This window comes from Shinella sp. OV683 (assembly GCF_057787725.1).
On the sequence record NZ_CM173543.1, the window covers coordinates 2,907,405 to 2,926,627 of the forward strand.

Genomic DNA, 19,223 nt, shown 5'->3' on the forward strand with positions numbered 1-19,223 from the left:
AGTAAATAACTAGCGGCGACCGATCCGTTCGGCGATCGCAAATAAATAGAACCCGGAACCGGGACAGGGGAAAAGAATGCAGGGCGACGCAGTCGTTACGGCAGAAAGCACGGATAGTTTCTTCACGCCGGTCTGGGCTGTCATCGACGGGTTCTTCTCAACGATCTGGTCCATGCTTCACCCCGTTCTGGCAGCAATCGATCCATTGTGCGGCAAGGTTGGCATTTTCTCGCTGTTCGCCGGCGAAGGGCTGCTGTCTTGCGGAAGTGCCGGCTGGGGTGATGAAATCGCCTTCGGTTTTTACGTCACCACCAGCCTCGCGCTCTGCACGCTGCCCGTCGGCCTGTTCATCGGGTTCTTTCTGGCGCTTGCCAAGCAATCTGAGTTTCCGCAGCTCAGGACCGCCGCAGATATCTACACGACGATTTTCCGCGGTCTTCCGGAACTGCTGACGCTTTTCATCATCTTTTTCGGCATGCCACTGGTGCTTCAACGTGCGTTGGAACCGCTGGGCATTACCGCTCCCGTGGAGATCAACACCTTCATTGCAGGGATGATCGCGATCGGCATCGTCTTCTCAGCCTACTGCGCCGAGGTGCTGCAATCGGCATTCAAGGCCATTCCGCAGGGCCAGTATGAAGGCGGCTATGCTATTGGCCTGACAAAGAACCAGACGATGCGGCTGGTTATCCTGCCGCAATTGCTGCGCATCGCCCTGCCCGGCCTTGGCAATCTATGGATGACATTGCTCAAGGATACAGCTTTGGTTTCGGCCATCGGGCTTACCGACATCCTCAGGCAGGCGGGTATTGCGGCCAAGGTGACCAAGCACACATTCCTCTTCTTCTCTATCGCCTGCCTGCTGTTTTTGGTGCTGGCGCTCGCGTCTTCGGTCATCTTCTCCTGGATCGAGCGACAAGCCAGACGCGCGGAGGTTCGCCGATGACCTATGCGACCGAAATCGTCCCGCCGCAGGCGCCACCCACGATCGTTGAAAAGCCATACTCGCTGGGACGCTTTGCCGGCAGTTTCTTCATGGCTCTGTGGCTGGTGATTTTCATCAGCGCCGCCTGGTATATGTACCAGGGCTTCAACCAGGAAAAATTCTTCAAATATGGGCCACGGATGATCCATGGGCTCGGCGTGACGCTGCAGCTGGTCGTAACGTCAATCGTGCTTGGAGCGATCCTGTCCCTGCCGATTGCATTCGCGCGCATGAGCAGTTCGCGGCTATTGTCCTCGGTTTCCTATGGCTACGTGTACTTTTTCCGGGGCACGCCGCTGATCGCCCAACTCTACCTGATCTATTACGGTCTGGGCAGTTTCAGGTCGTTCTTCGAAGCGATCAACATGTGGTGGTTCTTCAAGGAAGCATATTTCTGTGCCTTGTTTGCCTTCATGCTCAACACCGCAGCCTATCAGGCAGAAATCCTGCGTGGCGCCATCGAAAGCGTGCCGCGCGGCCAGACCGAAGCGTGCAACGCCTTGGGACTGCACAAGATCAGAGCCTTCCGGCACGTGATCCTGCCGCAGGCACTGATGGTGGCGCTCCGACCCTACGGCAACGAGATCATCCTGATGGTCAAGGGCTCAGCGATTGTCGCCGTCGTCACCGTCTTCGATCTGATGGGCGAAACGAAGTACGCCTATTCGAGGACTTTTGATTTCCAGATGTATCTCTGGGCGGCGATCCTGTATCTCGCGATCGTCGAGCTGTTGCGCAATGTGTGGAATGCACTTGAGCGGCGGCTAACCAGACATTTGAAGCGATAGGCGCAAAGTTGGCAGCACTCGACTGGCATTGCTGCCAACACATTGATTTTTCATCGAAATGTCATAAACAGCACCAAGCGTTAAGCTTCGGTTAAGCATAAAAGGCGTTCAATGTTCAGGCAACTCGGAAGACCTGTGGAGGTTGCCATGACGAGAGAACTAGACCTACGGCTCAAGGGCTATGGACTGACGACTGCCGAAATCATCTATCGCCTGCCGGACCACCCCAGCCTGCTGCAGACCTTTGTCTGGCAGCACTACGATATAGCCCCCGACTTTCCGGAAATGTCGAAATTCCTGAAATTCTGGCGGGAAAAACTGGACGGCATTCTGCACTCGGTGCGCTATGAACATAACAGGTTGATCACACCCACCGAATGGCGGGCGCTGAAAGGCGAGTTCATCCTGCACTGATTGATTGCCTTTGCCTGACAGAGGCCTTATGAGCCCGTCAAACGGCTCGGAAGGCACGGCTCGATATGGCGAAGAAAAACAAGATCGACGAAGCGACGTTGGCAGACGCCTATAACAACGCTTTGGCGCTCGAAAAGTCCGGGAGATTCCAGGAGGCAGCCGAAGCCTATCGCAAGGTTTTGGAACTCGACCCCGAAGACCATGGAGGAGCCGCCGTGCGCATCGCCTCGATGGGCCTTGGCGAGGTGCCGCCGAAAGCTCCGGACGCCTATGTGGCTACTTTGTTCGACCAGCATGCGGATGCGTTCGAATCCATCCTCGTCGACCAGCTCGAATATTGCGTGCCGCTATTGGTGCTGCAACAGATCCAGGCGCTAAAACTCGGACCTTTCAAGAAGTTGCTGGACCTGGGGTGCGGCACCGGCCTTACCGGCGGGGCGCTGCGCGACATTGTCGACGAGATGACCGGCCTCGATATCTCCGAAAACATGGTCGAGGTTGCGCATGAAAAGGACCTCTACGAGACGCTCTATGTGGCCGAAGCCGCAGACTATCTCGAGGATAATGACGACGGCCCGTTCGACATCATCACCGCGACCGACGTCCTGCCTTATCTCGGGTTCTTGGAAGAACTGATATTCGGCGTCGCCGATAATCTGGAAGCCGGCGGCCATTTCTTCTTCTCGTCCGAAACCCTTCCCGCTGACGTCCTCGACGGCCGCGATTTCATGGTTGGCCCGCACCAGCGCTTTGCCCACGCCGAGGGATATGTACGCAAGGTTCTGGACGGAGCAGGCTTCGACATCATTGAAATGCGGGACATCACGGTGCGGCTGGAAGACGGCAAACCGATCGCCGGGCATCTGGTCGCGGCTCGGAAACGATAGAAACAATCATAGATTGAATTTAAACTTCAAATTGCATCTAATTGGTTGCCACATGGGAAAATTTTCTTCTTAACTTCCCCCAGGGTTCTTTTGGGGGAAGCAAGATGGACACAAGTTCATGGGAGAAATTCTTCTTTTCTCTGTTCGGAACGCCAAAGCCGATCATTGATTATCTCGCCTCATTCAGTTGGTTTTCGCTGGCGCTGGCAGCGTTGACCCCCATTCTCTTGCTTTACGCACGACATGAAATACTTCTCAGGCGCCTTCGCGCCATCCTGGATTTCATGCTGTCCTTCAAGATGTACAATGGCAATAACGGCAAAACCGGCACCTACAATCCGAGTTTCGAATTCGTCAAATCCAAATATATTTCCGACATCAAGCTAACTGCCGCGCAACAAGAACAAATCGACAAGTTGCGGGACGAAGACGACAAGCTAAAATTGTATATCGAATGCGCCGGAAAAGTTGGTAGCAGATCAAGCAGGCGCATGTACGTCGCCTCCATCGGCTTCATGATCGTCTGTTACTACGGCTTCAAGGCAATCTTCGGCGCATTCTCCTGCAACTTCGCCGCCATTTCGGCGTGTGTGCCGGGCACCGGATCTGTCAATCAGCAAATGCTTGTCATTGGCGCACTGGCGTTTGTCGGAGCCTTCGTGGCATCCGTCAGAATGTTGCTGCGGAGCCTCGCGCTCTTCGACCTCTCGGCTTTTTCCTTTCTGCGACACAGCGGAGAAATCATGTTCTCCGTCTTGCTGGTCATGCTGGTCTATCGCGCATTTCCCGATCCCTTCTTCAATGTCGGTAAGTTGATGCTGCCGGACAGCATCGTCAGCCAATTGAATCGGATCGAAGTGCAGCAACGGCAGTTGGAGGCCGAAAACAAAGCCAGCGATCAAAAGCCCATTGATGCAATTGCTGCCGATCAGGCGAAACCGGCGACCGATGCGTCCGGCGCGAAACTACTTCAGACCGAGACAGCATCCGATGCTGGTCAGAAACAGCCAGCGGCGGCCGGTGAGAACCAACCTAGCCCAACAACTGATGACCAGCAGCAAACACCCCGTATCCTGCCCTCGGCAATGGGACCGACCGACAGCGGCATTCCCTGGCTGCGGTTCGCCCTCGCCCCTGTGCTGGGGCTCCTGCCAGCCAGTTCGACCAAGTTCCTGCTGATCAAATTGCAATCGCTGATCTCCTGGATCAAGACCACCGATGACCGTTTTGTGCCGGTCTCTCGGATCATATCGCTCGACATCATCGACGGTATCGATTTCGAAACACGGTTCCGCCTGGAGGAATGTGGAATCTACGATGTGCAGAATCTCGCCACCTACAATCCCGTCATGCTGCATATCGAAACGCCCTATGGCATCTACCAGACGATCGATTGGGTCGCCCAGGCGCAGCTCTGCCACATCGTCGGACAGGAGCGGTTCATGATGTTCCGAGAGGTCAATATACGAACGATCTTCGATCTGGAACGGGCGATCGACAGCAAGTTCTCGCCGGAGGTGTTCGACGATATCTATGCAAGCATACTCTTCGCGCCTACCGAAAATCTCAGGAAGGCAGCAGGCATCAGCCAATTCAAGTTCCTGATCACCGATACCAACGGCTTTCCCAGACAGGTGTCGGTTGAGGAATACTGTACCTGGGCGCGGCAGCAGATCCGCAAGGCACCTGCCGTCAAGCTGGAGCAGGCCGTTGGCGCCGACGGTGCGGCACCGGCGCACGTCATCGAGCCTGCGGAAGCCGCGCTCACTCAAGCTGTGGAACATCTGATGGTCTGGATCAGCGACGATTTGCATATCCGTCGCTTGCGGCGCCTATGGCTCGACATTAGCGACAGCTTGGGGGAACAGGCGGATTGCTTCCCCGATTCCAAACGCATGAAGGTCCGTCAGGACTACATCGACGCACTCTGCACCGCATGGGTTGAAAACAAGGAGGCAGACAAACTCAAGGCGGCGGATGTGGAGAAAGAAAAAAGCGGCGGCACGGGTCCCGATTCAGCCGAAAAAAATCCGGAGCAAGCGGCAGACACCCCCATAGCTAACACAACGCAAGCGATCGATACGAGCGACAAGCAAGCCGATCCGATCCAGACCGCAGTGAACACAGAGGAACAGAAGGCCGACGTTGCGAAGAAAGAAGCCCCGGCAGAAAATGAGCCAGCAACACCCCTCGAAGCAGAAGATCCACCTGCTGTCGCTGCAGAGGAGGAGCAGGCCGGCGCTGACAAAGACACGCCAAAGGATCAGACCTAGAGCCATAGTCCCTTCGAAGCCGGGCCTGCCTCTTTCCCCTCCTCGCCATTTCGGCTAATCCTGCGCCAAACAGAAAAGCAGGAGAATGTTGGATGGCAAAGGTCGCGTTTATCGGTTTGGGTGTGATGGGCTACCCGATGGCAGGGCATCTGAAGGTCAAGGGCGGCCACGATGTCACCGTCTACAATCGGACCGCGGCCAAATCAGAGAAATGGGCGACGGAATTTGGCGGCAGCCATGCGGCAACGCCGGCAGAGGCGGCCAAGGGCGCCGACTTCGTCTTTAGCTGCGTCGGCAATGACGACGACCTGCGTGCCGTGACACTCGGTGCGGATGGCTGCATTTCAACGATGAAGCCCGGCGCGATACTTATCGACAACACCACCGCCAGCGCCGAAGTGGCTCGCGAGCTGGAGGCTGCCGCCGAAGCCAGGGGCTGCTTCTTCGTGGATGCGCCCGTCTCCGGTGGGCAGGCCGGCGCCGAAAACGGCGTGCTGACTGTGATGTGCGGCGCCAAGCCCGACGTGTTCGAGAAAGCCAAGCCTGTCATCGACGCCTATGCCCGCATGGTCGGCCTGATGGGACCTGCTGGCTCCGGCCAGCTCGCCAAGATGGTCAACCAGATCTGCATCGCCGGACTCGTCCAGGGCCTGGCCGAAGGCGTGCATTTCGCCAAGCGCGCGGGCCTCGATGTACAAACGGTCATCGATGTTATTTCAAAGGGTGCGGCCGGTTCCTGGCAGATGGAAAACCGTCACAAGACGATGGATGCCGGCAAGTTCGACTTCGGCTTCGCCGTCGACTGGATGCGCAAGGACCTGTCGATCTGCCTCGACGAGGCGCGCCGCAATGGCGCCAAATTGCCAGTCGCAGCACTCGTCGATCAGTTCTATGGCGACGTGCAGCAAATGGGCGGCAAGCGCTGGGATACATCGTCACTGTTGGCACGATTGGAAAAATGACCGAACCTGGGCCCGCCTCGTCAGCGCAGGATATCATCGCGCATCTGCATACGTTGCGGGATGAGGCGAATATCGCTGGCATGGCGCGCTTCGGCATCGAGACGGGCACCGCACTCGGCATCTCCAACGCCGTGCTGCGGCCGCTGGCCCGAAAGATCAAGCGCGATCACGAGCGGGCGCTAGAACTCTGGGAAAGCAACATCCGCGAGGCACGGTTGCTGGCAGCGTTTACCGACGAGCCGAAGAAGGTGACGTTGGAGCAGGCGCGCCGCTGGTCGCCTGAGTTCAACTCGTGGGAAATCGTCGATGCGGCTAGCGACCTCTTCTGCGACGCTGGCCTACAATCCGTGCTCGTTCCGGAATTTGCCGCCGACGAGCGCGAGTTCGTCCGCCGCACCGCCTTTGCGATGATCGCCTGGAGCGCGGTGCACATGAAGAAGGAGCCGGATGCGACGCTACTCGTGTGGTTGCCACTGATAGAACAGCATGCATCCGATCCGCGCAACTTCGTCAAGAAGGCTGTGAACTGGGCGCTCCGCCAGATCGGCAAGCGCAGCGCGACTTGTCATACGCCTGCGCTCGCGCTGGCCCAAAAGCTCGCCGAGAGCGCGGACAAGACCGCACGCTGGATCGGCAAGGACGCCGTTAAGGAACTGGCGGGCGAGAAAGTGCTCACCAACCTGCGGGCAAAGTAGCCGACCTCTTCGCACACGGTTGCGCCTGCCGTAGCAGGTGCCTCGTCAGTCTTCCTGGCTCTTCGGCTGTTCCAGGATCATGTAGTCGAGCGGCAGTTCAGTCGAGTATTTGATCTGCTCCATCGCGAAAGCCGAAGAGACGTCGCGAATTTCGATCTTGGCGATCATGCGCTTATAGAAGGCGTCATAGGCGGCGATATCCGGCACGACGACACGCAGGAGATAATCGACATCGCCGCTCATGCGGTAGAATTCGACCACTTCGGGAAATTCGGCGATCACCTCGGAGAAGCGCTTCAGCCATTCGATCGAATGCGCGTTGGTGCGGATCGACACGAAGACGGTGACCTTGGTGTTGACCTTCACCGGATCGAGAATGGCGACACGGCGCTTGATGACGCCGTCTTCTTCCATCTTCTGGATACGGCGCCAGCAAGGGGTCGTCGACAGGCCAACCTTCTTGGCGAGATCGGCCACTGCAAGGGTAGAATCCTCCTGCAGTAGTCTCAGGATTTTTCTATCAAGCCGGTCCATTGGCGCCTCCAGGGAAATAATTTTCCGACGTCTACATCAATTACAGAACAATATGGAATCTTGTTTCAGGAAATCCACTGCAAAACAAGATTTTTGAGCTTCGGCAACAGTTCCTGCTCGAACCAGGGATTCTTGTGGATCCAACCTGTGTTGCGCCAGCTCGGATGCGGCAGCGGCAATATACCTTTCTCCAGGTGAATCCGCCAATCGGCAACAGTCTGCGTCATCGATGCGCCGGCCTTCAAACCGAGATGCCAGGCCTGCGCATAACCTCCCACCGCCAGCACCAGCCTGACCTGCGGCATTGCCAAGACTGCCTCGTCTCGCCAACGCGGTGCACATTCGCGGCGTGGCGGCAGGTCCGAGCCCTTGCTGTCGTAACCGGGAAAGCAAAAGCCCATCGGCAGGATGGCGAACTTGCTGGGATCATAGAACTGCTCCCGGGAAACACCCAGCCAGTCCCGCAGCCTGTCGCCCGACGCATCGTTGAACGGTATGCCGCTTTCATGCACCCTGAGGCCGGGCGCCTGGCCGGCGATCAGGATTCGTGCCATCGACGACAGCACCGCCACCGGTCTTGGCTCATGCGGCAGGCGTCTGGCAGGTCCGCCGAGTGGCGCATCGCGACAGATCCGACAGGCGGCAATATCCAGTCGCAATGTTTCGAGGTCGTCGGTCATCTCACTTGATGGCCGCACTCGGCCGGGCCGAAACGGCAGCGTACCAGCGACGCACGCGCACGCAGTCCTCCGGACAGGTCAGCCGCGCGACCCGCATGAAGTCATAGGCGACAAGCAAAGTGATATCGGCGATCGAGAAATGGTCGCCGGCCACGAACGACCGGTCGCCGAGCTGGCCCTCAAGAAAATGCAGGAAGGCGATGGCCTTGGGCTTGTTGACTTCGCCCCATTCCCGAACCTGCGGCACCTCGGTTGTCGCCATGCCCGGGTGGATGTGGCGAAACGCAAAAGCCACCGGCATGAAGAAGCCGAGTTCGATCCGCCGGTTCCACATCTCCACCAGTGCCTTTTCCTTTGCGCTGCGGCCAAAGAGCTGCGGGTCTGGCTGGATCTCCTCGATGTAGCGACAGATTGCCACCGACTCCGAAATGCGCGTGCCATCGTCGAGCTCCAGCACCGGCACGCGCCGCAGCGGATTGATCCGGCAGAAATCGTCGGTCAGGTGGGCGCCGGCCTTGAGATCGATGTCGATGCGTTCGATGTCGAAATCCTTCTCCTTGAGGAAGATCCGCACCCGCCGCGGATTGGGCGCCCAGTCGGCGTCGTAAAGTTTCATGCGTCTACCTCCAACGTTCATTCAACAGCAAAGCAGCCTTTGATGAAAGATCAAGAATGCGGACTTTCGCGATCGAGTTCCATGCGGTGCCGGGCGCGCCATTCGGACGGCATGAGGAACTCGCCGGCCCATACACCGCGCCTGGCGGCCTTCGCCACGTCCTCCTCCCGCTCATAATCGCCGAAAGACACGGCCATTCCATCCATGACCTGTGAACGGTTGATATCCAGACTTCCGCGACGGCAAGTCACCAGCAGCCGATCGTATTTATCGCGGCTGTTGCCAATACACGCGATATGCGGATCCGCTACCAGCTTGGCGAGCGCAAGCTTCGCTTGCAGTCCACATGGCCATGGCTTGCCTTCCCTCATACAGGTCTGGGAGAGTTCAGGCGCATCGATACCCGTGAGCCGCAATCGCTGCTTGCCGAGCACCAGGCTGTCACCATCGGCAGCGCGGAAAGTACCTGCCAAACGTTCATCGCGTTCATTCTCTACTTTCGCTACGATAAGCGACAGCAACAGCACGAAGCACACCAGCGTAACAATCTCGCGCAAGCGGCTGATTTTCTTCAATTACCTCACCCACCAAGTATCGATTCTGAACCATTCTCGCACGCTTGACATGGCAAACAAATCCTTATCATGGAAGCATCTTCTTAATGATTGCGGTTTAATCTCGGCTACGCTTCCGAAGCGAGTTTCAGTCCCGTATCATGAGTAACAGAGCCAGTTCGTCGCCCGACAAAATCATCGTCGACCGTTCCCGCGCCTCCAAGAACAGGGCCGTGGCGCGGACGGTGAAGACGACGCGCGAGCGGCTGCAACTCACGGGCGGCGCTGCGAGCGGCTACGACAAGGAAATGCTTTCGGCGCATCTGAGTTCGATCCAGCACAGCGCCGCAATGCTGCCGTTGTTTGTGCTGCTCGTCGGAATTTTTGCCAATTACACCTTCGATGCCAGCGAACTCTTTCCCTGGATGCTCGCCTCGCTGTTGGTTCATTCGCTCAACCTGCTGCTGGTCAGCAAAGCACGCAAAGCCGATCTCCAACCCGAAAATGCTGAAAAGTGGCGAATGCGCCTGCTCTATGGGCAGATGCTGGCAGGCTGCTGCTGGGCATGGTTTGCCTATATCGATTGCACAGCCTGTGTCGGAACAGGCTATTTCTTCTTCAAGGCGACGGTGCTGCTGGTGGCGCTGGTGGCGACCTCGTTTGCGCTGTTCATGCTGCGCGGCTCGACGCTCTATACTTTTCTTCCCGTGGTCCTCTCGCTCGCCATCACGGCGGCCATCAACCGCAACCCGCTGGATCTGGCGCTGACGGCAGCCTTTACGATGGCGCTTGCCTTCTTCTCGTTCATCACTGACCGGATGTACAACACAAATATCAAGCTGCTCTCCTTCCAGACGGAGAAGGACGACCTGATCGCCGAGCTTGAAGTCGCCAAATCCATGTCGGACGAGGCACGCCGACGGGCCGAAGAGGCCAATCTGGCAAAATCACGCTTCCTCGCCTCGATGTCGCATGAGCTCAGAACACCGCTCAATGCCATTCTCGGCTTCTCCGAAGTCATGTCGACCGAAGTGCTCGGGCCGCTCAACAACCCCACCTACAAGGAATATGTTGTCGACATCCACACATCGGGCGAACATCTGCTCAACCTGATCAATGAGATTCTCGACCTCTCCCGCATCGAGGCGGGTCGCTACCAGCTCAACGAGGAATCGGTGCAGTTGGTCGATATCACCGAGGACTGCATCGGCATGGTGCAACTGCGCGCCAAGGCAAAATCGATCCGCATCCTCGACCAGTTCGAGCCGGATATGCCGTCGCTCTGGGCAGACGAGAAGGCCCTTCGGCAAGTGATCCTCAACCTGCTTTCCAATGCGGTGAAGTTCACGCCGTCAGGTGGGGAAATCGTCGTCAAAGCCGGCTGGACCGGCTCCGGCGGCCAGTATGTGTCGATCAAGGACAATGGCCCGGGCATCCCGGAAGAGGAAATTCCGGTCGTGCTCTCCGCCTTCGGTCAGGGCTCGATCGCCATCAAAAGCGCCGAACAAGGCACCGGGCTCGGCCTGCCGATTGTGCAGGCGATCCTGCACAAGCATGACGGACAGTTCCTGCTGAAGTCGAAGCTGCGCGAGGGCACCGAAGTGATCGCCATCCTGCCTGCCAAGCGCGTGCTGCAGTCCTTGCCGGCGGTGGAAGATACCCAGCCGGTCGATCGCCGCCGCAAGAGCTTTGCTTAAACAAAAACCACCCAGGCGATATAAAGCGTTGCTGCCGCCAACGTGCAGAACACCGCGAAGGATCCGAGATCCTTGGCATGCTTGCCGGTCTGGGAGACTTCCGGCGAAACGCGGTCGATGACCTCCTCAATGGCAGTGTTCAATGCCTCGACAGCAAACACCATGAGGAAGATGATCGTCAGGATGAGGAACTCGGCGAACGTCGCATGGACAATGACAAACAGCACAAGGCTCGCCAGGAAAAACACCACTTCCTGGCGAAAGGCCGATTCGTTGATCGCCCTCCAGAACCCTGCATAGGAATAACTGCCGGCGGCAAACAGATGCGCCAGTCCAGTCTTCTTGCCTTCCGGCTCGATCATCTTCATTGCCCCAATGGTGCCTTGCGGCAGTCTTTGAACATATCCATGTCGGGTTTGTAAACCGACGTTTCGATATTCATCAAGCCAAGCACGGTGTGGAGGTAATTGTCGTGCGAATAATGATTTCCCTTCAGCGCTTCCAGGCAAGCGCTATCCAGCCCCGAGCGGCTGCGATACTCCTCCGGCAGCCAGGTGATCAGCGGCACATGCGTCTGCTCGGGTGGCGCGATCGCGTAAGGCGCGCCATGCAGGTAGAGCCCGTTTTCACCGAGCGACTCGCCGTGGTCGGACATGTAAAGCATGGCACCCGTTTCGGTCTGCTGATGCTTCTGCAGAATGCCGATCACCTGGGCCAGGAAATCATCAGTATAGAGGATGGTGTTGTCGTAGGCGTTCACGACCTGCTCGATGGAACAGTCCGTCAGCTGCGGCGTGCGGCAATCCGGCGTGAACCTGCGGAATTTGTCGGTGTAGCGGGTATAATAGGCCGGGCCGTGCGAGCCGATCTGATGCAGCACGACGACGGTGTCCTTCTTGGCGGAGCCGACGACCTGATCCAGCTTCTTCAAAAAGATGCCGTCGCGACAGTCGCCCCCAGCATCGCAATGCTGCGGATCCTTGTTGTTGGTCAGGCTCGAAAAGCTGATGAGGTCGGCGACGCCCTTGGAGCCGGTATTGTTGTCCCACCAATAGGCATCGACGCCGGCATGGCGCACGACATCCATCAGCGATTGCGTCGCCTTCGCCTTGCGCCTGGAGAATTCGCTGCGCGGATAGATCGAGAACATGCAGGGTAGCGAATAGGCGGTGTCGGTGCCGCAGCTGGTGGCACCCGGAAAATTCAGGACATCGAGCTTTTCAAGCTCTGGGTTGGTGTCGCGCTTGTATCCATTCAGCGAAAAGTTCATGGCGCGCGCGGTCTCGCCGACCACCAGCACCGTCACGACCGGCTTGGTGTCCGCCGTGATCCAGGTGCCGAGCCGCGCGTCCTTGCCAATTTCCTTGCGACGCAGATTGCGGTCCTGCATCGAGTTCATCGTGAACTTCACCGCGGCAGATACCGGGCCCGTAGGGTTCAGGACTTCCACCATCTCGTGGTCTTTACGAAGCGTCACGATAACCCGGCCGATCTGCAGATAGGTGATGACGCCCGCGACGACCAGCAGCAGGCCGATGGTCAAGGAGTTGTACATCACCTTGCCGACGAATGGCCGGTGGCGCACCTTAACCCACACGACCAGTAAGCTCGGCAGGATTGCGAACAGCAGGATGTGCAGGCAGAACTCCCAAGTAACGAGATACTTCGCCTCATCCGTCGTCGTTGTCACAGCATTCTCGATCATCCCTTGATTGACGATCGTCCCGAATGTGTCGGTGAAATAGGCCACGGATGCGCTGACCACGAGCAGGAAGATATAGATCGGCTTGGCGATCCAGCGGGACGAGAATGCGATCGAGAATGCGATGAAGACCGCTGCAATCGTCAGCACGAAACCCCAGAACGCGGGACCGCCGCCGAAACCGGCAAGCGCCTTCCTCCAGAAACTCAGATTGGTGACGGCGAGAAGAAAGAGGGAAACGAGGACGGCAAGCGTGTTGCTGCCGATTTCAGGGCGTTTGAAGAATTTCATCTAGGGCACCCGTGAAAATGGACGCCGCAGCTTCTTGCAACGAGAGACTCGATGCAAGTCGACAGAAGCGCTTCCAGTGCCGTCGCTTACGCCCCCGGCGAAATTGTGGCAAGCGCCGGTCAATCCTTGTTCGACACACCCGCCGACGCGAATGTCGCCATGCCGGAATGGCAGGCTGCAGCAGCCTTGACGATGCCGGCGGCGAGTGCCGCGCCGGTCCCCTCGCCCAGCCGCATGCCGAGCGCCAACAGTGGCGTCTTGCCGAGCTTCTCGATCGCCCTGATATGGCCAGGCTCCGCCGAGACATGGCCAATCAGGCAATGGTCGAGCGCCGACGGATTGGCCGCCTTGAGGATCGAGGCTGCGGCCGTTGCCACATAGCCATCGATGATCACGGGGATTTTTTCCATGCGCGCGGCAAGGATCGCACCCGCCATGGCAGCGATTTCGCGGCCGCCGAGGCGGCGCAGGATCTCGAGCGGGTCATGCAGATGATCCTTGTGGAGCGCGACCGCCTTTTCGACGGCGGCGATTTTGCGCTTCAGCAGCTCACCTTCCGAGCCGGTGCCCGGGCCGACCCAATCTTCCGCCGTGCCGCCATAGAGCGCCAGATTGATGGCGGCGGCGATCGTGGTGTTGCCGATGCCCATTTCGCCGATGCAGAGCAGGTCGGTGCCGCCGGCGATTGATTCCATGCCGAAGGCCATGGTCGCGGCACAATCGCGCTCGGAGAGTGCAGCTTCCTCGGTGATATCGCCGGTGGGGTAGTCAAGCGCGAGGTCGAACACCTTCAAGCCAAGGTCATAGGTCGCGCAGATCTGGTTGATCGCCGCACCGCCATTGGAGAAATTAGCGACCATCTGCTTGGTGACTTCGGGCGGGAACGGCGTGATACGCTGGCGGGTGACCCCGTGATTTCCGGCGAAGATCGCCACCAGCGGCCGATTGACGGCAGGCTTGCGGCCGCTCCAGGCGGCGAGCCAGAAGGCGATTTCCTCGAGTCGTCCAAGCGCGCCGGGCGGCTTGGTCAGCTGGCCGTCGCGCTCTCGCGCATCGACGAGCGCGCGGGAATCAGGACCCGGCAGATTGGCGATGAGATTGCGGAAATCATCGAAGGGCAGACCGCTGACGCTCATGCTGAGGAAACTCCTGAATTTACTTTGCCAAACTGCGGCGTGCGCTCCTATTATCCAGAGACTCAGGCGCGGGCAACCATCAAACGCGCCGCAGTTCGACGCAGGGGATATCCGGATGAATTTGGGGGACTATGCCGACGACCTCGCCCGGTCGATCGGCTTTCTGAGTCGGGTGCCGATGCCCGGACGCTTTTTCCGTGACCACGACGGTTCATTGTCGCGGGCATGCGGCATGTTTCCGGCCGCGGGACTGCTCGTCGCCCTGCCCGCCGCCGCCGTCTTCTCCATCCTGTTGGCTCTGCATGTGGAGCCGTTGCTGGCTGCGTTCGTCATGCTCGGGGTTCAGACACTGATCACCGGCGCGCTGCATGAAGATGGCCTCAGCGACACGGCAGACGGGATTGGCGGTGGTCGCACCCGCGAGCGCATCCTTGAGATCATGCGCGACAGCCGCATCGGCTCCTACGGCGCCTCGGCACTCGTGCTGTCCTACGGTATCCGCGTTGCCGGGCTCCTCTCGCTCGGAAGCCATATGGGGCCGACGGCGGCTGGTTTCACGGTGGTTGCAGTGGCGGCGCTCAGCCGTGCCGCGATGGTGTGGCACTGGTCGATGCTACCGCAAGCGCGCCGGGATGGCGTGGCCGCGTCGGTCGGTATACCCGAGCAATCCGCGGTGATGCTGGCGCTGGCGACAGCCGCAGCGGCCACGGTGCTGGTCATCGGCCCTGCCGCCGGACTATTGGCGATCGTGCTGGTTCTCGCCGTCACTGGGCTGGCAACCTATGGCCTGACGCATTATATCGGATCAAAGATCGGTGGTCATACCGGTGACACGATCGGGGCTGCGGAACAAATCGCCGAGATGGCGGCGTTGTTTGCGCTGGCGCTTGCAGTCTGATGGAACTTGTGGCCGTATCGGTCGCATCAATAGGTTTGAAAATGGAATCGCCTTGCATTCTCGTCTGTTCGATGGATGACAAAACCGGCTACTGCTTCGGTTGCGGTCGCACGCGCGAGGAAATCGGCGGCTGGATCGGCTACACGTCAGCCGAACGCCGCGAGATCATGGCAGCCCTGCCCGCCCGGCTCGAAACCGTGGAACGCCGACCGCGTCGCGAGACCCGACGCACCCGCATGGCACGCGAGAGGCAAGACTGATGCAACGCTATCTCATCTGGATCATCGTTGCCCTCGGCGGATTGTTGATTTTCAAGGCGATGTCGTCGGGCACATCAGCGCTCGATGGCGATGACAGCATGCGCATCGTCTATTACAGCGCGTTGGTGCTGCTGGTTGGCTCCGGCATTTTCGCAGCCCAGCGCAATATGGGCGAAGCCTTCCGCAATCTCGCCATCTGGACTCTGATTATCCTTGGACTGGTGACGGCCTATCTGTATCGTAACGACGTACAGGACGTCGCCTCGCGGGTAACTGCCGGCCTCGTTCCCGGTCGCGCGGCGACTGTCGTCGACGAGAACGGTTTTTCGACCGTCGTTCTCTACAAGGCGCAGAACGGCCATTATCAGGCCGACGCAACCATCAACGGTTCGCCGATATCGATGATGGTCGATACCGGCGCCTCGACCATCGCGCTCTCCTATGAAGATGCCGAACGCGTCGGTCTCAATCCGCAAAACCTCGATTTCAACCAGATGGTCATGACCGCCAATGGTCCGGCCCGCACCGCCTATGTGACGCTCGCCGACATCTCCATCGGCGGCATCCAGCGCACCAATGTCCGCGCCGGCGTCGCCGAACGTGGCAAGCTCGCCCAGAGCCTGCTCGGCATGAATTTCATGGAGACGCTCAGTTCTGTGAGTTTTTCCGGCGACGAGCTGAGGCTACGCGACTGATCACATCAGGCTGACGAAGAACCGCGCCGATACGGCCGTGAGGAACAGGCCGAAGCCGATTTCGAGATGTCGTTTCGACAAGGCATGCGCGAGGCGCACCCCATAGGGCGCCACATAAAGCGTCAGCGGAATGACCAGCGCCACCGTGATCCAGTTGACATAACCGGTCGAAAACGGTGGCAGGCCGGGCTCGTTCCATCCGGCCCAGACATAGCCGATCAGGCCGGGGATCGAGATCAGCACACCGACACCCGAGGACGTCGCCACAGACTGGTGCACAGTGCGGCCGAACAGCGTCATCCAGAGATTGGAGAGCACCCCGCCGCCGACGCCCATCAGTCCTGAAAACAAGCCTATGCCAAACCCCGCACCCGCATTGACCGGACCAGACGGCAATTCATTGCCAAGCCGCCAGTTCTCGCGGTTAAGGAACATTCGGATGGCGATCAGCAGCGCCAGGACGGCAAAGATGATGCGGAGCTCACGGCCTGAGATCGCCGCCGCAATAAGCGCTGCCGCGATGGTGCCGAGCGGCACCGGGATGGCCCAGTTCCTGAGGATCGCCATATCGACCGCACCGCGTTTGCGATGGGCGTTGAAGGACCGGATCGAGGTCGGCACAATGATGGCAAGCGAAGTGCCGACGGCGACATGGGTACGCACGGCTTCCGGCACACTGACCAGGCCATAGACCTGATAGAAGACGGGCACGAGGATCGCGCCGCCGCCAACGCCGAACAGGCCGGCGAGCAGGCCCGCAAGAGCGCCAGCGGCAATCAGGGCGATGGCGAAGAAAATCAGGTCGGAAAGGGGAGGCATTGAATGGGTCCGGATGGCTTGGTCCGGACCGTGCTAAGCCGCGGGGCGTTGTCTCACAAGCTCACATCTACGTTTTGCGGTACGCGGTCGGCTTTTTAGCGTCAGGTCCAGCGCGAGCCCTCGCAGCCTCTGGGCGGAATGGGCAAATTGCCAAAGCGCTTCTTGAGCATGTCGCAGCCGACCTTGTTGATCGGGCCGGGCATCATCGCATTGATGCTTGAGCCAAAGTCGTCGAACGGGCTGTCGGCATGGGCAACATAAGCATACCACTTGCCGCCGATCGCGAGCGTGAGCATCGTCACGATCGCAAATCTTATATAGGCCGGGCGTCTCTTTTCTGTTGCTTTCATCGGACCTTGCTCCGCTGTCGTCTAGCAGTAACGGAATGAAACCGCTCTATATTCGCCACCGCTTAACGCATTTTCATGCTTATGTTTAAATTGCGGCAGATCGATCGATTCTGCTGTTCCCCAAGGCACAGGACTCTTAGCGGCGATACTCTGCAGCCATGGAACTATCATTTCGCAAACAATGTGGTGCGGCACTTCTGGAAAATCAGTGCGACATTCACTATACAATGTGTTGAGGCTGCCGGGCCTTGACCCCGGCTACGCGACAAGGATCAGAGATATGAGTGCGATCGAACAATTCATCGACAACGAAGTGAAGACCAACGACGTGGTGCTTTTCATGAAGGGCACACCGGATTTCCCGCAATGTGGGTTCTCCGGCAAGGTCGTGCAGATCCTCGACTATGTCGGTGTCGACTATAAGGGCCACAATGTGCTGGCCGATGCCGATCTCCGCCAGGGCATCAAGGATTATTCCAATTGGCCGACCGTGCCGCAGCTCTATATCAAGGGCGAATTCGTCGGCGGCTGCGATATTGTGACCGAAATGTTCCAGTCCGGCGAATTGCAGCAGACGCTGGCCGACAACGGTATTGCCCACAAGGGCCAGGCAGCTTAATCTGCCCTTGAACTAAGCGCCTTCCTGCGGGCCGTTTTGTCGGCCCGCCTAATCCAGAAATTTGATCGTCAGTGCGGCACCGGCTAGGTGCACGCACTTTCTTGCGTTGTGGATCGGGATATTGCCATGAGCGACTACGGCCTTGCGAGCACATCAAGCGGAGCAACATCGCGCTCCAATCTCGGCATGTTCGAATTCGTTGCCATGTGCGCTTCGCTGTCGGCTGTTGCCGCCATGTCCATCGACATCATGCTTCCGGCACTTCCGGCGATCGGCGCCGTATTCGGCGTCGCTGATGAAAACAGCAGGCAATTGGTTATCCTGGTGTTTGCCGTGGTCTTTGCGCTCAGCCAACTCGTCTATGGCCCGCTAAGCGATCGCTTCGGCCGCAAGCCGCTGCTGACATTCGGCCTATCGCTCTACCTCATCGGTTCCATCGCTGCCATCTTCATGAAGGACTTCTCGTCCCTACTGGCGATGCGCGCTGTGCAGGGTGCGGGTGCGGCGGCACTGCAAGTGGTGACCATGGCCGTCGTGCGCGACTGTTTTGCCGGCCAGGCGATGGGTCGCGTGCTGACATTTGTGTTTACGACCTTCATGATCGTGCCGATCATCGCGCCGACCGTCGGTCAGTCGATCGAATTTGCCGGTGGCTGGGAAGGTATCTTCATTTTCAATGCCGTCGCTGGCGGGTTGCTGCTGATCTGGATGAGCCTGAGACTGCGCGAGACCCTCAATCATACGGAACGCCGGTCGCTGGCGCTCGGCAGCCTTTGGGAAGGCCTGGCCGAAATCTGCACCAACCGCGTCACCGCGGGCTATGCCGTCGCGAGCACATTGACGCTGATCTCGCTGTTTTCCTATATCGTCTCGGTGCAGCAGGTCTATGGCGAGCTCTATGGGCTTGGTACGCTCTTCCCGTTGGCCTTCGGCGCATCGTCGATCGGCGTGGCGATCACGGCGCTGTTCAGCGCCCGCCTCGTCCGCAAGTTCGGTATGCGGCCGGTCGCGCATGGGGCGATGGTCATTTTCACAGCCTCGGGGCTGCTGCTGTTCCTGCTATCGCTCGGCGGCTTGCCACCGTTCTGGGTAGCGTTTGCTCTGTTGTCCACCTGCATGGCCTCGTTTGGCGTGCTTCAGGGTAATATCAACGCCATCGCGCTCGAGCCGCTCGGCCACATCGCCGGCATTGCCTCGTCGGTGCTTGGCGTTGCCACGACCAGCATCGGCACGGTGCTCGGCGGCGTGGTGGGCCAGGCCTACAACGGCACGGTGACGCCTCTCGCCTTTGCCTTCGGTTTTGGCGGCCTGTTTGCGTTGCTGGCGGTTCTCTGGACTGAGCGCGGTCGACTGTTTCGCAACGGCTAG

The 19,223-nt window shown here is 58.8% G+C and carries 22 protein-coding genes; 13 read left to right on the forward strand and 9 right to left on the reverse strand.

Annotated features, from left to right (window positions below):
* Positions 1-172: 172 nt before the first annotated feature.
* The 7 genes from ACXHRN_RS13890 (at position 173) to ACXHRN_RS13920 (ending at position 7,004) form a co-directional block, all read left to right on the forward strand.
* Complete coding sequence (locus tag ACXHRN_RS13890; protein WP_488641903.1) at positions 173-946, forward strand: ABC transporter permease; 774 nt, start codon at positions 173-175, stop codon at positions 944-946.
* Positions 943-1,773 (forward strand): ABC transporter permease, encoded by an 831-nt coding sequence (locus tag ACXHRN_RS13895; protein ID WP_488636905.1) that lies wholly within the window; start codon positions 943-945, stop codon positions 1,771-1,773. Before ACXHRN_RS13890 ends, ACXHRN_RS13895 begins: the two co-directional genes overlap by 4 nt.
* A 147-nt stretch (positions 1,774-1,920) precedes the next feature.
* The gene (locus tag ACXHRN_RS13900) at positions 1,921-2,187 is read left to right on the forward strand and encodes an usg protein (RefSeq protein ID WP_488636906.1); all 267 of its coding nucleotides are present in this window, start codon (positions 1,921-1,923) and stop codon (positions 2,185-2,187) included.
* Positions 2,188-2,252: 65 nt separating this feature from the next.
* Positions 2,253-3,074: a class I SAM-dependent methyltransferase gene (locus ACXHRN_RS13905; protein ID WP_488636907.1), complete on the forward strand. Its 822-nt coding sequence runs from the start codon at positions 2,253-2,255 to the stop codon at positions 3,072-3,074.
* A gap of 104 nt (positions 3,075-3,178) precedes the next feature.
* Positions 3,179-5,347 carry a hypothetical protein gene (locus tag ACXHRN_RS13910; RefSeq protein WP_488636908.1) on the forward strand — a complete coding sequence of 723 codons (2,169 nt, stop codon included), beginning with the start codon at positions 3,179-3,181 and terminating at the stop codon, positions 5,345-5,347.
* A 47-nt stretch (positions 5,348-5,394) separates the two neighbouring features.
* A complete protein-coding gene (locus ACXHRN_RS13915; protein WP_488641904.1) occupies positions 5,395-6,309 on the forward strand; it encodes an NAD(P)-dependent oxidoreductase in 915 nt (304 codons plus the stop codon).
* The gene (locus ACXHRN_RS13920; protein ID WP_488636909.1) at positions 6,306-7,004 is read left to right on the forward strand and encodes a DNA alkylation repair protein; all 699 of its coding nucleotides are present in this window, start codon (positions 6,306-6,308) and stop codon (positions 7,002-7,004) included. The genes ACXHRN_RS13915 and ACXHRN_RS13920 overlap by 4 nt, the downstream gene beginning before the upstream one ends.
* 45 nt (positions 7,005-7,049) lie before the next feature.
* Here the strand turns inward: ACXHRN_RS13920 and ACXHRN_RS13925 are convergent, their stop codons facing one another.
* The 4 genes from ACXHRN_RS13925 to ACXHRN_RS13940 form a co-directional block, all read right to left on the reverse strand.
* Positions 7,050-7,538 carry an Lrp/AsnC family transcriptional regulator gene (locus ACXHRN_RS13925; RefSeq protein WP_488636910.1) on the reverse strand — a complete coding sequence of 163 codons (489 nt, stop codon included), beginning with the start codon at positions 7,536-7,538 and terminating at the stop codon, positions 7,050-7,052.
* Between the two features lie 65 nt (positions 7,539-7,603).
* Entirely contained in the window at positions 7,604-8,218 is a 615-nt protein-coding gene (locus ACXHRN_RS13930; RefSeq protein ID WP_488636911.1) for a uracil-DNA glycosylase family protein, read from the reverse strand.
* Position 8,219: 1 nt separating this feature from the next.
* Positions 8,220-8,834, reverse strand: coding sequence for a glutathione S-transferase (locus ACXHRN_RS13935; RefSeq protein WP_488636912.1), 615 nt, complete (start codon positions 8,832-8,834; stop codon positions 8,220-8,222).
* A gap of 50 nt (positions 8,835-8,884) precedes the next feature.
* A complete protein-coding gene (locus ACXHRN_RS13940; RefSeq protein WP_488636913.1) occupies positions 8,885-9,409 on the reverse strand; it encodes a thermonuclease family protein in 525 nt (174 codons plus the stop codon).
* Positions 9,410-9,549: 140 nt separating this feature from the next.
* Here ACXHRN_RS13940 and ACXHRN_RS13945 point away from each other — a divergent pair, with 140 nt between their 5' ends.
* On the forward strand, positions 9,550-11,085 hold the full coding sequence (locus ACXHRN_RS13945) for a sensor histidine kinase (protein WP_488636914.1): 1,536 nt from the start codon (positions 9,550-9,552) through the stop codon (positions 11,083-11,085).
* Here ACXHRN_RS13945 and ACXHRN_RS13950 read toward each other — a convergent pair.
* The 3 genes from ACXHRN_RS13950 to cobT all read right to left on the reverse strand — a co-directional run bounded on the left by ACXHRN_RS13950 (position 11,082) and on the right by cobT (position 14,214).
* Positions 11,082-11,447, reverse strand: coding sequence for a diacylglycerol kinase (locus tag ACXHRN_RS13950; protein WP_488641905.1), 366 nt, complete (start codon positions 11,445-11,447; stop codon positions 11,082-11,084). The genes ACXHRN_RS13945 and ACXHRN_RS13950 overlap by 4 nt on opposite strands.
* Positions 11,448-11,449: 2 nt before the next feature.
* A complete protein-coding gene (locus ACXHRN_RS13955) occupies positions 11,450-13,078 on the reverse strand; it encodes a phosphoethanolamine transferase (protein WP_488636915.1) in 1,629 nt (542 codons plus the stop codon).
* A 119-nt stretch (positions 13,079-13,197) separates the two neighbouring features.
* Positions 13,198-14,214 (reverse strand): nicotinate-nucleotide--dimethylbenzimidazole phosphoribosyltransferase, encoded by a 1,017-nt coding sequence (gene cobT / locus ACXHRN_RS13960; protein WP_488636916.1) that lies wholly within the window; start codon positions 14,212-14,214, stop codon positions 13,198-13,200.
* Between the two features lie 115 nt (positions 14,215-14,329).
* On the opposite strand from cobT, the gene ACXHRN_RS13965 reads away from it, so the two are divergent.
* The 3 genes from ACXHRN_RS13965 to ACXHRN_RS13975 are packed head-to-tail and all read left to right on the forward strand — an operon-like array spanning position 14,330 to position 16,067.
* Complete coding sequence (locus tag ACXHRN_RS13965) at positions 14,330-15,112, forward strand: adenosylcobinamide-GDP ribazoletransferase (RefSeq protein WP_488636917.1); 783 nt, start codon at positions 14,330-14,332, stop codon at positions 15,110-15,112.
* Positions 15,113-15,153: 41 nt separating this feature from the next.
* Positions 15,154-15,372 carry a DUF1289 domain-containing protein gene (locus tag ACXHRN_RS13970; protein ID WP_488636918.1) on the forward strand — a complete coding sequence of 73 codons (219 nt, stop codon included), beginning with the start codon at positions 15,154-15,156 and terminating at the stop codon, positions 15,370-15,372.
* Positions 15,372-16,067, forward strand: coding sequence for a retropepsin-like aspartic protease family protein (locus ACXHRN_RS13975; RefSeq protein ID WP_488636919.1), 696 nt, complete (start codon positions 15,372-15,374; stop codon positions 16,065-16,067). The genes ACXHRN_RS13970 and ACXHRN_RS13975 overlap by 1 nt, the downstream gene beginning before the upstream one ends.
* Here the strand turns inward: ACXHRN_RS13975 and ACXHRN_RS13980 are convergent, their stop codons facing one another.
* Together ACXHRN_RS13980 and ACXHRN_RS13985 are read right to left on the reverse strand one after the other, a co-directional pair.
* A complete protein-coding gene (locus ACXHRN_RS13980) occupies positions 16,068-16,886 on the reverse strand; it encodes a sulfite exporter TauE/SafE family protein (RefSeq protein ID WP_488636920.1) in 819 nt (272 codons plus the stop codon).
* 101 nt (positions 16,887-16,987) lie between these two features.
* Positions 16,988-17,236: a hypothetical protein gene (locus tag ACXHRN_RS13985; protein ID WP_488636921.1), complete on the reverse strand. Its 249-nt coding sequence runs from the start codon at positions 17,234-17,236 to the stop codon at positions 16,988-16,990.
* A gap of 280 nt (positions 17,237-17,516) precedes the next feature.
* On the opposite strand from ACXHRN_RS13985, the gene grxD reads away from it, so the two are divergent.
* Together grxD and ACXHRN_RS13995 are read left to right on the forward strand one after the other, a co-directional pair.
* Positions 17,517-17,855 carry a Grx4 family monothiol glutaredoxin gene (gene grxD / locus ACXHRN_RS13990; protein WP_488636922.1) on the forward strand — a complete coding sequence of 113 codons (339 nt, stop codon included), beginning with the start codon at positions 17,517-17,519 and terminating at the stop codon, positions 17,853-17,855.
* Positions 17,856-17,981: 126 nt separating this feature from the next.
* Complete coding sequence (locus ACXHRN_RS13995; RefSeq protein ID WP_488636923.1) at positions 17,982-19,223, forward strand: multidrug effflux MFS transporter; 1,242 nt, start codon at positions 17,982-17,984, stop codon at positions 19,221-19,223.

Bases quoted from the DNA above. Each gene is read 5' to 3' on its own strand.
- ACXHRN_RS13890 (WP_488641903.1), top strand. From the start codon at position 173: ATGCTTCACCCCGTTCTGGCAGCAATCGATCCATTGTGCGGCAAGGTT.
- ACXHRN_RS13895 (WP_488636905.1), top strand. From the start codon at position 943: ATGACCTATGCGACCGAAATCGTCCCGCCGCAGGCGCCACCCACGATC.
- ACXHRN_RS13900 (WP_488636906.1), top strand. From the start codon at position 1,921: ATGACGAGAGAACTAGACCTACGGCTCAAGGGCTATGGACTGACGACT.
- ACXHRN_RS13905 (WP_488636907.1), top strand. From the start codon at position 2,253: ATGGCGAAGAAAAACAAGATCGACGAAGCGACGTTGGCAGACGCCTAT.
- ACXHRN_RS13910 (WP_488636908.1), top strand. From the start codon at position 3,179: ATGGACACAAGTTCATGGGAGAAATTCTTCTTTTCTCTGTTCGGAACG.
- ACXHRN_RS13920 (WP_488636909.1), top strand. From the start codon at position 6,306: ATGACCGAACCTGGGCCCGCCTCGTCAGCGCAGGATATCATCGCGCAT.
- ACXHRN_RS13925 (WP_488636910.1), bottom strand. From the start codon at position 7,538: ATGGACCGGCTTGATAGAAAAATCCTGAGACTACTGCAGGAGGATTCT.
- ACXHRN_RS13930 (WP_488636911.1), bottom strand. From the start codon at position 8,218: ATGACCGACGACCTCGAAACATTGCGACTGGATATTGCCGCCTGTCGG.
- ACXHRN_RS13935 (WP_488636912.1), bottom strand. From the start codon at position 8,834: ATGAAACTTTACGACGCCGACTGGGCGCCCAATCCGCGGCGGGTGCGG.
- ACXHRN_RS13945 (WP_488636914.1), top strand. From the start codon at position 9,550: ATGAGTAACAGAGCCAGTTCGTCGCCCGACAAAATCATCGTCGACCGT.
- ACXHRN_RS13950 (WP_488641905.1), bottom strand. From the start codon at position 11,447: ATGATCGAGCCGGAAGGCAAGAAGACTGGACTGGCGCATCTGTTTGCC.
- ACXHRN_RS13955 (WP_488636915.1), bottom strand. From the start codon at position 13,078: ATGAAATTCTTCAAACGCCCTGAAATCGGCAGCAACACGCTTGCCGTC.
- cobT (WP_488636916.1), bottom strand. From the start codon at position 14,214: ATGAGCGTCAGCGGTCTGCCCTTCGATGATTTCCGCAATCTCATCGCC.
- ACXHRN_RS13965 (WP_488636917.1), top strand. From the start codon at position 14,330: ATGAATTTGGGGGACTATGCCGACGACCTCGCCCGGTCGATCGGCTTT.
- ACXHRN_RS13970 (WP_488636918.1), top strand. From the start codon at position 15,154: ATGGAATCGCCTTGCATTCTCGTCTGTTCGATGGATGACAAAACCGGC.
- ACXHRN_RS13975 (WP_488636919.1), top strand. From the start codon at position 15,372: ATGCAACGCTATCTCATCTGGATCATCGTTGCCCTCGGCGGATTGTTG.
- ACXHRN_RS13980 (WP_488636920.1), bottom strand. From the start codon at position 16,886: ATGCCTCCCCTTTCCGACCTGATTTTCTTCGCCATCGCCCTGATTGCC.
- ACXHRN_RS13985 (WP_488636921.1), bottom strand. From the start codon at position 17,236: ATGAAAGCAACAGAAAAGAGACGCCCGGCCTATATAAGATTTGCGATC.
- grxD (WP_488636922.1), top strand. From the start codon at position 17,517: ATGAGTGCGATCGAACAATTCATCGACAACGAAGTGAAGACCAACGAC.
- ACXHRN_RS13995 (WP_488636923.1), top strand. From the start codon at position 17,982: ATGAGCGACTACGGCCTTGCGAGCACATCAAGCGGAGCAACATCGCGC.